Below are 13,470 nucleotides of genomic sequence, written 5' to 3' on the forward strand. Positions count from 1 at the left end.
GGATGCATGCATAATTAAATTATTATATAATCGGTTACAGAATTGAATATCACAAGGAGGTTTGTCTTTTGTCGTGGTTGCACTTGGTGATTTTATCGCCTTTTTTATTAGCCTTTTTTGTCCCGCTTCTGTATAGGAAATTCCAGCGTATTCATACAGGGTGGTTCGTTTTACCTCTTCCACTTGTGTTGTTCATTTATTTCACACAATATATCAGTGGTGTTTCTAAGGGGGAAACATATCTACATTCAATGAAATGGATACCTAGTCTGGGCATTAACTTTGATGCTTATGTGGATGGACTCGGTCTTCTATTTTCTCTGTTAATCACCGGAATTGGGACACTTGTTATTCTTTACTCCATTTATTATCTTTCTAAGACAAAAGAAGCGCTGCATTCGTTTTATGTCTATTTGCTTCTTTTTATGGGATCTATGCTAGGAGTTGTATTATCAGACAATTTAATGAGTCTTTACAGCTTTTGGGAATTAACAAGCCTTTCATCTTTTTTATTGATTGGTTATTGGTACAAACGAGAGAAATCTCAATACGGAGCCTTAAAATCTATGCTCATTACCGTATTCGGAGGACTTTCCCTATTAGCAGGAATTGTACTTTTATACGTCATGACAGGTACTTTCAGCATACGCGAAATTATCTCAAACGTAGATGTGGTTACATCAAGTCATCTATTTATTCCAGCTCTAGTCCTCATTTTATTAGGGGCCTTTACAAAATCTGCTCAGTTTCCTTTTCATATTTGGCTGCCAGATGCAATGGAAGCTCCAACCCCAGTGAGTGCATACCTTCATTCAGCTACAATGGTAAAAGCGGGAATTTATCTTTTAGCAAGACTCAGCCCTGTTTTTGCTATAAGCGCCACTTGGTTTTTTGTTATTTCAATCATAGGACTAATTACACTGTTTTGGGGCTCGTTTTCAGCAGTAAAGCAACAAGACTTGAAAGGGATTTTAGCTTTTTCAACAATTAGTCAGCTTGGGATGATTATGTCACTTATAGGAGTAGGTAGCGCAGCTATTCACTATGATTTTTTAGACGATAATATCTACTTAGTGGCTCTTACTGCAGCAGTTTTCCATTTGATTAACCACGCTACCTTCAAAGGCAGCTTATTTATGGTAGTAGGCATTGTCGATCATGAAACAGGCACGCGTGACATTAGAAAGTTAGGCGGGTTAATGAGCTTCATGCCTGTCACATTTACCATTGCTATCATTGGGGGATTTTCAATGGCAGGTCTCCCTCCCTTTAACGGATTTTTAAGTAAAGAGATGTTTTTTACAGGCATGGTAAACGTGACAAAAATGGATATGTATAGCATGCAGACGTGGGGAATTTTGCTGCCTATCATCGCTTGGGTGGGAAGTATTTTTACGTTCGTCTATAGTATGATTCTTGTCTTTAAAACCTTTACAGGCAAATACCAGCCCGAAAAGTTGGAGAAGAAGCCGCATGAAGCACCAGTAGGCATGCTGATTTCACCGGTTATTTTAGCATCATTGGTTGTTATTTTTGGCTTTGCTCCTAATTTATTAGAATCAACCCTTATTGAGCCAACAATGGCCTCTATCGCACCTAGCCTGCTAGCTGAAGGTAAAGAATATCAAGTGCATATTAAATTTTGGCACGGCTTTACGCCAGAATTATTTATGACGCTAGGGGTCATCACATTTGGTATTTTGTTGTTTATGACGCTTCAAAAGTGGTCAAAAATTTATACACGATTCCCTTCTTCTTTAACGCTTAATAACGGATATAATTATGGCATTAAAGGGATGGAAAAAGGCTCAACGCGCATCATGAAAACATTAATGACAGGATTTATTAGAGACTATCTTTTAATCATTTTTACTTTCATAGGCATTTTACTTCTCGTAACGCTCTTTTCTCAGAATGCCTTTGCGATTGATCTAAAAGATACTGCTTCTATCGGCGTTTATGAAGCCATACTAGCAGTTGTAATGGTTGCGGCTACTATTACAACTTTATTGGCAAAATCACGCCTCACAGCCATTATTTCGCTGGGAGTTGTCGGGTATACGCTTTCTTTATTTTTCGTATTATTCCGCGCTCCTGACTTAGCTTTGACTCAATTAGTTATTGAGACTGTATCCGTATCACTGTTTTTACTATGTTTCTACTACTTGCCGGAGTTTCGGAAGCGAAAAGTAAGGGTGAAGTTTCAACTGCCAAATTTACTGGTTGCCCTTCTTGTAGGAACGACCGTTACATTGCTTGGCATATCAGCAAACAGTACAAAACTATTTGAATCGATTTCACATTACTTTATTGAAAACAGCTATGAAAAAGCAGGCGGCGAAAACATGGTGAACGTAATCCTTGTGGACTTCCGCGGATTTGATACATTATTTGAAATTACCGTACTTTGTATAGCAGCTCTTGCTATCTATGGCATGATTCGTCTTCGGTTAACAAAGGAGGAAGAAGAATGAAAAAAAATGATTTGATACTACAAACCACAACGAAAGTAGTCACGTTCATTATTATCATTTTTGCCATTCATCTTTTCTTTGCAGGTCATTATACACCCGGGGGAGGGTTTGTTGGGGGACTTACTACCTCAGCAGCCCTTGTATTACTACTGCTGGCTTTCGATATAAAAACGGTATCGAAAGTCATCCCATTTGACTATAAGAAGGTGGCGGCCTCTGGACTGCTGCTAGCTATTTTAACGGGGCTTGGGTCATTTATTTTCAAAGTCCCATTTCTGACTCACACATATAGCTACTTTAACCTTCCCCTTCTCGGGAAAACATCTTTAGCTACCGTTGTACTGTTTGATTTAGGCGTATATCTAGTAGTTGTTGGTGTTACGATGACCATTATTCAAACGATTGGAGAGAGTGAATAGTGGAAATATTAATGTCCATAGTGGCAGGGATTCTATTCACTGCCGCTGTATATCTCATGTTATCCCGCAGTTTACTGCGAATTATTATTGGAACAGGCTTATTAAGCCACGGTGTTCACCTGTTGATTTTAACGATGGGCGGATTAAAAGGGGGGAGTGTTCCCCTTTTGGGAGAAAAGGCTTCTTCTTATACAGATCCTTTACCTCAAGCCCTTATTTTAACTGCCATTGTCATAAGCTTTGGTGTCACTTCTTTTTTCCTTGTACTAGCTTACAGGGCTTATCAAGAACTCGGAACAGACGATATGGACAAGTTAAGGGGAAATGAACATGACGAGTAATTTTGTAATCATCCCACTGCTTATCCCGTTTGTTGTAGGTGTTGTGCTCATTTTTTTCAAAGACAATATTAAACTTCAAAGGATAATCAGTGTTTTATCATTAATCACCACCACTGCTTTTGCTGCATATTTGGTACAGTTGGTTCAATCAAAAGGTGTTTTAACTCATGAGCTTGGGAACTGGAAACCTCCTTTTGGAATTATTCTAGTAGCGGACATGTTCGCTTCCCTTCTCGTACTTACTGCTAGTATCGTAACACTATGCTGCGTTCTTTTTGCTTTTCATACAATTGGCGAAAGACGTGAACGCTTTTACTTTTATTCGTTTGTACAGTTTTTATTAGTAGGCGTATTTGGCGCTTTCTTGACAGGTGATATCTTTAACTTATTTGTCTTTTTTGAAGTCATGCTTATGTCTTCGTACGCTCTTATTGTAATTGGCGGTACAAAAGAACAGCTTCGAGAGTCTCTTAAGTATATTTTAGTCAATGTCATTTCATCTGCTTTGTTTGTAATTGCTGTTGCTTATTTGTACGCCGTAACAGGAACTCTCAACATGGCAGACCTTTCGCAGCGAATTGCAGAGGCTAATCAGCCGGGAATTTTAACAACCATTGGCATGCTTTTATTTATTGTATTTGCATTAAAAGCAGCTTTATTCCCAATGTATTTTTGGCTTCCAGGTTCGTACAGTGCGCCTCCACCCGTTATTATCGGATTGTTTGGTGCGTTGCTCACAAAAGTAGGCGTTTATTCGATTTTCAGGACTTTCACTTTACTGTTTTACCATCATCCTGAATTCACTCATCAAATTATCGGCTACGTTGCGCTTTTGACTATCGTTGTTGGTGCAGTAGGCGCCATTGCTTATTCGGATGTGAATAAAATTTTAATTTATAATATTATTATTGCTGTGGGAGTCATTGTCTACGGTGTAACTTTAACAACAAAAGCAGGTTTTGAAGGAGCCATTTATTATTTAATTCACGACATGATTATTAAAGCAGCTCTCTTCCTTCTTGCTGGAAGCATCATTCGAATAACTGGAACAACAAAATTAAAGAAAATGGGTGGGTTAATTAAAGACTATCCGCTGCTTGGCTGGATGTTTTTTATCGCTACTATTTCGTTGGCAGGAATTCCTCCCCTAAGCGGCTTTATTGGAAAATTCCTTTTAGTTCAAGGCGGTTTAGAATCAGAGAGCTACACGTTTGTAGGAGTTTTACTCGTTTCAAGCCTGCTCGTTTTATATTCTGCCATTAAGATTTTCATGAGCTGCTTCTGGGGTGAACCTACGCTTTCTTCTGAGCATGAAAAAGTATCCCTTAAAGGTATTCTATACCCATCCGCTATCTTACTTGCTGTTTCTGTCTTTTTAGGACTAGGTGCAGAAGCTGTTATTCCTTATGTGTCGACAGCCGCTCAAACGCTTATGGATCCTTCAATTTATATCCAATCGGTGTTAAAGGAGTAGATCTGCATGTCATTTCAACTATTATTAAACGTAATCATTGCATTCACATGGATGTTTTTGAGAGGGATTTGGACACTACCTTCTTTTATTATAGGATTTTTCTGGGGAGCGGTACTGCTGTTTGTTTTCCGCCGTTTTTTTCACAGACGTTTTTACCTGCATAAAGTGTATGCGATCATTAAGCTGCTGTTTATTTTCATACGAGAATTATTCAAAGCCAATATTGCAGTGACGAAAGACGTATTGCGCCCTAAATTAAATATTCAGCCAGCCATCTTTGCAATGCCAACCCGTCTGGAGAGTGAATGGGAAATTACCATTCTTTCTCTTTTAATTACGCTAACGCCAGGCACACTGGTAATGGATGTGTCAGATGACAATTCTACTATCTATATTCATGCAATCAATACCGACGATATTGATGACATTATTACAGATATTCAGCAAACATTCGAAAAAGCTATTATGGAGGTGAGTCGTTAAATGCTCGATATTTTTCTAAACGTTTCGCTCATTCTCATTTCTGCTTCAACTATTGGGTTTGTTTACCGAGTGGTAAAAGGTCCGTCAACTGCTGACCGAGCAATGGCCCTTGATGCTATTGGAATTAACATCATTGCTATCACGGCCATCATCTCGATTATTTTTCGAACTCAGGCTTTTTTCGAAGTCATTTTACTGCTAGGCATCATAGCCTTTGTAGGTACCGTTGCTTTTTCTAAGTTTTTAGAGAAAGGAGAAGTGATTGAATATGAACGTGATCAGTGAAATCATTGTAGGAGCTTTGGTACTCATAGGGTCTCTTCTGACAGTTGTAACCATGATTGGGCTTATTCGTTTGCCTGATACGTACACAAGAAGTCATGCTGCCTCCAAAAGTGCTACCTTAGGCGTCCTGTTTATATTAGTGGGCTGCTTACTCTACTTTTGGATTGACACTGGCCATATTAGTGCACGGTTAATTTTAGCGATTGTCTTTGTGTTTATCACCTCTCCTATTGCTGGGCATTTACTAGGAAGAGCAGCTTATTACAGCGGAGTTCCTCTTTCTGATAAAACCGTTCGGGATGATTTGAAAACCAAACAGCAGAAAAAGCTTACCCATCATGAATAAAAAAAAACGCCGTGCGGTTTGCACGGCGTTTTTTATCGAGAATCTTATAAAGAAGCGCGTAGGATTGCTAGTACATCTTCTTTGTTTAATTTTTTAAATTTACCAAATTCACCTTTGGCCATCGCACGATCAGCCATAAGATCTAATTTGTCTTCGCCAATATCATAATCAGCTAAGCGAGTTGGTGCACCTAGGCTTGACCAGAATTCACGAAGCTTATCCACACCTTCAAGTGCTACTTCTTTATCTGTCTTACCTTCCGTATCTACGTTAAATACGCGTACAGCTACTTGCTTGAAGCGATCTACGTTCTCATCCATTACGTGTTTCATCCAGTTCGGGAATAAAATTGCGAGTCCACCCGCATGTGGAATATCATATACAGCTGATACCGCATGCTCAATATTATGAGTAGCCCAATCGCCTTGGTGTCCCATTTGTAACATACCGTTTAATGCGATGGTACCATTATATAAAATCGTTTCACGTAACTCGTAGTTTTCTAAGTCGTTTAATAATTTTGGTCCCGTTTCAATAACCGTTTGTAGCACACCTTCACACATGCGATCTTGAAGCGGCGTATTTGTTGCAGCATGGAAATATTGTTCAAATACGTGGCTCATCATGTCAACCATGCCATAAACTGTTTGATTTTTTGGTACAGTAAATGTATTAACCGGATCTAAAATAGAGAATTGAGGGAATGTTGCCGGACTGCCCCAGCCGTATTTTTCTTGTGTTTCCCAATTTGTAATAACAGAACCAGCATTCATTTCTGAACCTGTTGCTGCTAATGTTAGCACTGTTCCAAATGGAAGAGCTTCAGCTGCGAATACGTCGCGGTTAATGATGTCCCATACGTCGCCATCATATTTTGCGCCAGCTGCGATTGCTTTTGTACAATCGATTACGCTTCCTCCACCTACTGCAAGTAAAAATTCAATACCGTTTTCTTTACAAATATCGATTCCTTTGCGAACAGTTGTCAGACGAGGATTCGGTTCTACTCCCGCTAACTCATGTACTTCTGCATTCATGTCATTCAGTACATCCATTACTTGATCGTATAAACCGCTGCGTTTTACACTTCCTCCGCCGTATACTAATAATATCTTTTTACCAAAGCGACTTGCTTCTGTTTTTAATTGCTCTAATTGACCTTTACCAAAAATTAATTTTGTAGGATTATAAAATGTAAAATTGTTCACTATAAACTCCTCCTTACGAGCTTGATTACATGCATCATTATGAAGAACAACTTTTTGATTGTAAAGAAAATTGACTTCCTAAAGATTATTCCCTGTTGGCTAGATGCTCACCCCATCCAAATGAACGTTTATTTGTCTGTATCTTCCAAAAGCAAATATGCATATTTCCCTCTAAAAAAAGCAGGCTAATAAGTGAACTACAAAACAAGGAGGGTTCATCATGAGTGGTATTCAACGTATTGCGCTCGTATTAACGATTATTGGAGCAATTAACTGGGGACTTATTGGCTTTTTTCAATTTGATTTAGTAGCAGCAATCTTCGGCGGTCAAACATCTGCTTTCTCCCGCATTATTTATGGATTGGTTGGAATCGCAGGACTGATTAACCTAGGTCTATTATTTAAACCTTCTGCTGAAGTAGAGCGTACAGAACCTAGAACGGAACATTAAAAAAGAAGGATAGCTAAGCTATCCTTCTTTTTTTCTTATTTCTTAATTAGATCTTCGCGGTTTGATTGCTCAATCCACTCTTCTAATTTTTCTTTTAATGTGTTGAATCCTTGAGTAGATTCAGTATGAACTGTTGCTTGACCTTGACGCTTTTTAGCAGGTTTTTTAGGTGCAGAAGCTTCAGTTTTTTCTGGAGCTGGCTCAGTTGCACGAATAGATAAACCAATTTTACCAGTTGACTCATCAACAGATAAAACTTTAACGTTTACTTCGTCTCCTACTGATAAATGTTCGTTAATATCTTTAACGAAGCCATGTTTTACTTCTGAGATATGAACTAATCCTTGAGTTTCTTCATTTAATGCAACGAATGCACCGTATGGTTGAATTCCTGTTACTTTACCTTTTGTAACAGTACCGATTTCAAATTTTGACATATAAACACTCCTAGATACCTTATTATTTTCACCATTATAGCCAATTTAAAATTATAGCACAGTTCATAGATTGAATCAAAAAGTAGTTATACTATATTTATTATTTACCAATTTCGTCACAAATATAAACTAACACTACATTTCATCATAGCAAAAAAGATATTATATCAAACCGTCTATACGATATGACATAATATCTTATTTTTATTATAACTTATTTTCAACAAAACGGCTAATCCGTTTTATGGATTCTTCTAATGATTCCATTGAAGAGGCGTATGAACAGCGAATATGTCCCTCTCCACCTTTTCCAAATACATTGCCTGGCACGACGGCTACTCGTTCTTCAAGCAAAAGCTGCTCAGCGAATTCTTCCGATGACAATCCCGTTTTCTTGATAGACGGGAACACATAAAACGCTCCTCCGGGAGAATGGCATTCCAGACCAATTTGATTTAATGACTTCACCATATAGTTCCGTCTTCTGCGATAGCTTTTTCTCATCTCTTCTACGTCATGCTGCCCGTTTTGTAGTGCTTCAATTGCTCCATACTGGGCCATGGTAGGCGCGCACATCATTGTATACTGATGAATTTTCAGCATTGCTTTAGCAATCTCAGTTGGTGCACATATGTACCCAAGACGCCATCCAGTCATAGCAAACCCTTTAGAAAAGCCTGAAATAATAATAGTTCGTTCTTTCATTCCTTCTAAAGAAGCAATAGATGTAAATTCTTCATCATATGTTAATTCTGCATATATTTCATCCGTGATAACAAGCAAGTCATGCTTGATTACAATATCTGCAATAGCCTGCAACTCTTCTTTAGATAGCGAACTTCCTGTTGGATTATTAGGAGAACATAAAAGAAGGGCTTTCGTGTTGCTTGTAATGACTTCTTCAATCTGTCTAGGCTGTAGTTTAAACTCTGTTTCCGCCGTTGTTTCAATTGCCACAGGAACTCCTCCTGCTAGAGAAATTAACGGACTGTAAGACACAAAGTTTGGCTCCACGACAATAATCTCATCTTCAGGATTAATCAAAGCTCGCATTGTAATGTCTAAAGCCTGACTTCCTCCAACGGTCACAATAATATCATCTTTATAATCATACGAGACGTTAAAATTTCTTTTCATATACTTCATAATTTCAAAGCGGAGCTCTAAAAGCCCCGCATTTGCTGTATAAGAGGTATATCCTCTTTCCAACGATAAAATACTCGCTTCTCGAACAGCCCAAGATGTGACAAAATCAGGTTCACCTACTCCAAGAGAGATGACGTTATCCATACTTGCTGCTAAATCAAAAAAGCGGCGAATACCTGAAGGTTTCAGCTGTTGTACAGTTGTTGACAAGCGCTCTTTCATTACGGAGACACCACGATTCTGCGATCTTCATCGCCTTGATCGTAGATGGTACCATCGTGCTTGTATTTTTTCATAATAAAGTGAGTCGTTGTAGATAAAACAGAGTCTAGCGTAGAAAGCTTTTCAGAAACGAAAAATGCTACTTCAGACATTGATTTTTCTTCAATAATAACAGACAAATCATATGCTCCTGACATTAGGTACACGGATTTTACTTCTTGAAAACGATAGATGCGCTCCGCAATCTCGTCAAAGCCTACTCCTCGCTTTGGTGCAACTTTTACATCTATCATAGCTGTGACGCCCTCATGTCCATCTACTCGTCTCCAGTTAATATCAGCTGAATATTGCACAATTACTTTTTCTCTCTCTAACTTTTTAACAATATTAGAGGTTTCTTCAAACGTTAAATCCACCATTTTTGAAATACTATCTATTGAAATACGGCTATTTTTTTCTAGAATTTCTAAAATTTCTAACTCTTTTTCTTCTAAGAACACCGCGTTCCCCTCCTACACCGATTAAATTTTTTCACTTTTTCCATTATATCAAATTTAAACACATCTTTAATGTGAAATCTATACCGGTAATTGAGTTTCATTTTATAGATTGCTGGAAATTAGGACAGACTAGAAAGAAAAAGATGGAGTGAAACAAATTGACTGACTCTAAAATTACTTGCCACCAGCGTACTTTTAATGGCGTCAATGTTTACTACGAATGCCATAACTATCACCCTGATAAACCAGCTATTGTATTTATTCACGGCTTTTTATCATCCAGTTTTAGCTTTCGGCGTTTAATTCCTTTATTTGAAGATACGTTTTCTATCATTACGCTGGACCTTCCGCCATTTGGGCGAAGTGAAAAATCGTTAACCTTTCAATACTCGTATAAAAACTTAGCCAAAATTGTCATCGAGTTGATTGAATACTTAAAATTGAAAGATGTTGTACTATCGGGACACTCAATGGGAGGACAGGTTTGTTTAAACGTAGCAAAATTAAAGCCTTCTTGTGTATCAAAACTCGTTCTTCTGTGCAGCTCAGCTTATTTAGGCCCTTCACATTATGGGTTGGTCATGTCTTCTTATGTTCCCTTCTTTTATCTGTGGGTAAAAACGTGGCTGTCTCGCAAAGGTGTATTAGGTAACTTGCAAAATGTCGTATTTGATCATCAGTTAATCGACGAAGAAATGATTGATGGCTATACTGAACCCTTTTTGGATGACCGTACGTTTATGGCTTTGACAAGAATGATTCGTGATCGAGAAGGAGACCTCTCCTCAAAGGATTTGCAGCACATAAAAAAACCAAGTTTACTCATTTGGGGAGAAGAAGACCGAGTTGTCCCTTTACATCTCGGACGTAAATTAAAAGATGATTTGACAGACTCTACCTTTATCTCGTTAAAGGAAATTGGACATCTTTTACCAGAAGAGTGTCCCGACATTGTGCAGTCTCATATGGTCGATTTCTTGTACGGTGAAAAAGCCCTGTCTCAATAATGACGGAGCGAGTTCATATATTTCACACGAGGCGCTAACTTTAATAAAAAATTTATTAGTGGTGCTTCAGCCAATTTTCCCACTTTCTTTATTGACTTCACAAGTTAACTTCGTTGACAAACGTATTAAAAATAAGCAAACTATTATATTAAAAAAGGGGGTACTTTTATTGTCTACTTTTTCTTTTGATCAATTAATTAATCGTACAGGTACGCAGTCCGTAAAGTGGGACAAAACGGATCTCGTTTTTGGAGCAAAAGATGTTCTGCCTTTTTGGGTAGCTGATATGGATTTCCAAGCGCCGCCTAATGTTCTTCAAACCATTAATGAGCGTGTCAAACACGGTATTTTCGGCTACACTTCCCCTACTGAATCTACGGCAAATGCTTTATCATCTTGGGTAAAAAACAAGCATCAGTGGACCATTGATCATGAATGGATTACATACAGTCCAGGAGTTGTATTTGCCCTGAGTATGGCTATTCAAGCATTTACGGAACCTGGAGATTCAATTTTAATTCAACCTCCAGTTTATACTCCGTTTTTCAACATGATAGAGGTAAATGATCGAGAAGTTGTTGAAAATCCGTTAAAACTTGCGGGCGATAAATACGAAATTGATTTTGCAGATTTAGAGAAAAAATTTGCAGAAGGCGTAAAATTAATGATTCTTTGCAGTCCTCATAATCCAGTAGGACGCGTGTGGACAAAAGAAGAACTGAAAAAACTTGCCGATCTTTGTCAAAAATACAATGTATTAATTGTTTCAGATGAAATTCATTCTGATCTAATTTACCATTCTTATAAACACATTCCCATCAGCATGGTGAGTGAAGATGCAGCCAATCGAACCATTACGTGTATGGCCCCTAGCAAAACATTCAATATACCAGGACTTCAAGCTTCAGCTATTATTATTCCAAATGAGAAGCTGCGCACACAGTATGTTCAGCAGCAGCAAAAACAAGGTTTCTCTAATTTAAATACATTTGGAATCATTGGTTTAGAAGCAGCTTACAGCGAAGGTGGCGAATGGCTAGAAGCACTGCTTGTGTATCTGAAGAAAAATGTAGATCTCGTGACAGGGTTTATAAGTGAACACTTACCTGAACTGCGAGTCATTCAGCCGGAAGGAACTTATCTACTATGGATTGACTGCAACAAGCTGCACTTATCAGAAGAAGAATTACATGAACGTTTATTAGAAAAAGGCAAAATCGCCGTAGAAAAAGGCGAAAAATACAGTTCCACATATGGAAAAGGTTTTATTCGCTTGAACATTGGCTGTTCACATGAACAACTTCAAGAAGGATTAAATCGCTTAAAAATAGCTTTAACGTAAAAAACAGCGTTCTTTCTCACGAAAGAACGCTGTTTTTAATGTTTTTTTGAAATAACTCCGCACGCGATTCGCTTGCCAGAATTACCTGATGGCTCTGTCATTCCATCATCACCTTGTTCAGTAATTACAAGAGAGGAACCATCCATACGCTTAACGAGAGACGTCTTTCCTTCTTTTAACGTGACTTGAGGAACCATATCCGTTCCTTTATACGTCTGATCGTCTTCTACCACAATATTTTTCATATCGCCTAAATGTGGTCCTTTTGGATTTAACAGTCCGTGTTTCTTTTTATCAGGATCAAGGTGATTTCCTGCACTTTTAAAGTTAGGAGCTTTGCAAATCCCCATTTCATGAATATGTACGCCGTGTTCGCCAGGTGGAAGTCCGCTTAAATCGTACGTAAACTCAATTCCATCAGCCTGCTCTTTCAATTTGACTGTACCGATGCTATCTCCATCTGCGTTATAGACTTTGACTTCTTTATTGGATATTTCTTTTTCCATACACCCCGTTAACAAGAAAAAAGGCACGGTTCCAATGAGTAGTAGTTTTTTCATGTTGCCCTCCAATCGCATACGCACTAGCGAAAGTTTTAGATGTCTTTCCATAGATTGTCCAGCAACATATCATTTTAAACGCTTACATTTTATTTGCATTTCATTAGAGTGACTTCTTATTTTCTTGTTCTTTCAGCTTTGCTTCTAATTCCTTCGTTTTTTCTTCTTCTTTTTTAGACACCTTGATGATGAACCGCCAGACTGCAACTGCTGCTAGTACAAAAATCGCCATTGTAGCAAAAGCAGGAATATATTCTGTTTTATCTTCCGGAAAATAAAGCAAAAACATTAAATACATCATGTACAACATCCTTTCATAGAAACGGTAGTAGGTTTTGATTTATACTGTTTATAACAAACACTTTACTTAAAGGAGATCTGGCAATATGACATTTACAATTGGTCAAACCGTTACAGCACTTTATAAAACCGGGAAATACATCGGTGAAATTACACAAGTTCGAGATCTGCATTATGTTGTACGAATTCAAGCTGTGTTGAAGCATCCAGAACAAGGTGACTTACATAATCCTGGACAAGTGGACGTACCTTTTTTTCACGAGCGAAAAGCACTTGCGTTTCGAGAGCAGGCCAACATTCCTCAAAAAATGGTTCATCTCTATGAAGACAGCGTTCCTGATTATAAGCATTCACTAAAAAAAGCCCTTGAATTAAAGATAGCTGAACAACAAGCCAAAGATAGCGCTTTTGCTCAAGCAAGTATTGCCTGTTTAGAAGAGTTAAAAAAAGAGTACGGTATTCATTAAACAAAAAG

The 13,470-nt window shown here is 38.1% G+C and carries 17 protein-coding genes; 11 read left to right on the forward strand and 6 right to left on the reverse strand.

The features are described 5' to 3' along the window. Positions 1–68: 68 nt before the first annotated feature. Genes ACH6EI_RS21425 through mnhG form a run of 7 tightly spaced genes read left to right on the forward strand, consistent with a single transcriptional unit; the run spans position 69 to position 5,822 of the window. A complete protein-coding gene (locus ACH6EI_RS21425; protein ID WP_098112215.1) occupies positions 69–2,474 on the forward strand; it encodes a Na+/H+ antiporter subunit A in 2,406 nt (801 codons plus the stop codon). Beyond that, entirely contained in the window at positions 2,471–2,893 is a 423-nt protein-coding gene (locus ACH6EI_RS21430) for a Na(+)/H(+) antiporter subunit B (protein ID WP_013085301.1), read from the forward strand. Before ACH6EI_RS21425 ends, ACH6EI_RS21430 begins: the two co-directional genes overlap by 4 nt. Beyond that, positions 2,893–3,234: a Na(+)/H(+) antiporter subunit C gene (locus tag ACH6EI_RS21435; RefSeq protein WP_013059592.1), complete on the forward strand. Its 342-nt coding sequence runs from the start codon at positions 2,893–2,895 to the stop codon at positions 3,232–3,234. Before ACH6EI_RS21430 ends, ACH6EI_RS21435 begins: the two co-directional genes overlap by 1 nt. Further along, positions 3,224–4,708 carry a Na+/H+ antiporter subunit D gene (locus ACH6EI_RS21440; protein ID WP_098112216.1) on the forward strand — a complete coding sequence of 495 codons (1,485 nt, stop codon included), beginning with the start codon at positions 3,224–3,226 and terminating at the stop codon, positions 4,706–4,708. Before ACH6EI_RS21435 ends, ACH6EI_RS21440 begins: the two co-directional genes overlap by 11 nt. 6 nt (positions 4,709–4,714) lie before the next feature. After that, complete coding sequence (locus ACH6EI_RS21445) at positions 4,715–5,191, forward strand: Na+/H+ antiporter subunit E (protein WP_013059594.1); 477 nt, start codon at positions 4,715–4,717, stop codon at positions 5,189–5,191. Next, a complete protein-coding gene (locus ACH6EI_RS21450) occupies positions 5,192–5,476 on the forward strand; it encodes a Na(+)/H(+) antiporter subunit F1 (RefSeq protein ID WP_013059595.1) in 285 nt (94 codons plus the stop codon). It abuts the gene before it with no gap. After that, entirely contained in the window at positions 5,460–5,822 is a 363-nt protein-coding gene (mnhG, locus tag ACH6EI_RS21455; RefSeq protein ID WP_013085304.1) for a monovalent cation/H(+) antiporter subunit G, read from the forward strand. Before ACH6EI_RS21450 ends, mnhG begins: the two co-directional genes overlap by 17 nt. 44 nt (positions 5,823–5,866) lie before the next feature. Here mnhG and ACH6EI_RS21460 read toward each other — a convergent pair whose 3' ends face one another. Continuing rightward, positions 5,867–7,030: an iron-containing alcohol dehydrogenase gene (locus ACH6EI_RS21460; RefSeq protein ID WP_013085305.1), complete on the reverse strand. Its 1,164-nt coding sequence runs from the start codon at positions 7,028–7,030 to the stop codon at positions 5,867–5,869. Between the two features lie 220 nt (positions 7,031–7,250). On the opposite strand from ACH6EI_RS21460, the gene ACH6EI_RS21465 reads away from it, so the two are divergent. Beyond that, positions 7,251–7,481: a DUF378 domain-containing protein gene (locus ACH6EI_RS21465; RefSeq protein ID WP_013059598.1), complete on the forward strand. Its 231-nt coding sequence runs from the start codon at positions 7,251–7,253 to the stop codon at positions 7,479–7,481. A 35-nt stretch (positions 7,482–7,516) separates the two neighbouring features. Here the strand turns inward: ACH6EI_RS21465 and yugI are convergent, their stop codons facing one another. The 3 genes from yugI to ACH6EI_RS21480 all read right to left on the reverse strand — a co-directional run bounded on the left by yugI (position 7,517) and on the right by ACH6EI_RS21480 (position 9,786). Further along, complete coding sequence (gene yugI / locus ACH6EI_RS21470; RefSeq protein ID WP_013059599.1) at positions 7,517–7,918, reverse strand: S1 domain-containing post-transcriptional regulator GSP13; 402 nt, start codon at positions 7,916–7,918, stop codon at positions 7,517–7,519. 207 nt (positions 7,919–8,125) lie between these two features. Beyond that, positions 8,126–9,286 carry an aminotransferase gene (locus ACH6EI_RS21475; RefSeq protein ID WP_013059600.1) on the reverse strand — a complete coding sequence of 387 codons (1,161 nt, stop codon included), beginning with the start codon at positions 9,284–9,286 and terminating at the stop codon, positions 8,126–8,128. Further along, on the reverse strand, positions 9,286–9,786 hold the full coding sequence (locus ACH6EI_RS21480; protein WP_013059601.1) for an Lrp/AsnC family transcriptional regulator: 501 nt from the start codon (positions 9,784–9,786) through the stop codon (positions 9,286–9,288). The genes ACH6EI_RS21475 and ACH6EI_RS21480 overlap by 1 nt, the downstream gene beginning before the upstream one ends. 158 nt (positions 9,787–9,944) lie before the next feature. On the opposite strand from ACH6EI_RS21480, the gene ACH6EI_RS21485 reads away from it, so the two are divergent. Both ACH6EI_RS21485 and ACH6EI_RS21490 read left to right on the forward strand, forming a co-directional pair. Then, positions 9,945–10,793 carry an alpha/beta fold hydrolase gene (locus ACH6EI_RS21485; RefSeq protein WP_048021850.1) on the forward strand — a complete coding sequence of 283 codons (849 nt, stop codon included), beginning with the start codon at positions 9,945–9,947 and terminating at the stop codon, positions 10,791–10,793. Positions 10,794–10,962: 169 nt separating this feature from the next. Further along, complete coding sequence (locus ACH6EI_RS21490) at positions 10,963–12,135, forward strand: MalY/PatB family protein (RefSeq protein ID WP_099000355.1); 1,173 nt, start codon at positions 10,963–10,965, stop codon at positions 12,133–12,135. Between the two features lie 35 nt (positions 12,136–12,170). Here ACH6EI_RS21490 and ACH6EI_RS21495 read toward each other — a convergent pair whose 3' ends face one another. Both ACH6EI_RS21495 and ACH6EI_RS21500 read right to left on the reverse strand, forming a co-directional pair. Then, a complete protein-coding gene (locus tag ACH6EI_RS21495) occupies positions 12,171–12,695 on the reverse strand; it encodes a superoxide dismutase family protein (RefSeq protein WP_033580466.1) in 525 nt (174 codons plus the stop codon). A gap of 103 nt (positions 12,696–12,798) precedes the next feature. After that, positions 12,799–12,996, reverse strand: a complete 198-nt coding sequence (locus tag ACH6EI_RS21500; protein ID WP_033580465.1) for a hypothetical protein — start codon at positions 12,994–12,996, stop codon at positions 12,799–12,801. A gap of 85 nt (positions 12,997–13,081) precedes the next feature. Here ACH6EI_RS21500 and kapB point away from each other — a divergent pair, with 85 nt between their 5' ends. Then, positions 13,082–13,462, forward strand: coding sequence for a kinase-associated lipoprotein KapB (gene kapB / locus ACH6EI_RS21505; RefSeq protein WP_034264171.1), 381 nt, complete (start codon positions 13,082–13,084; stop codon positions 13,460–13,462). Positions 13,463–13,470 lie beyond the last annotated feature (8 nt).

It is taken from the genome of Priestia sp. JSM ZJ58 (assembly GCF_044383985.1).
Lineage (GTDB): Bacteria > Bacillota > Bacilli > Bacillales > Bacillaceae_H > Priestia > Priestia zanthoxyli.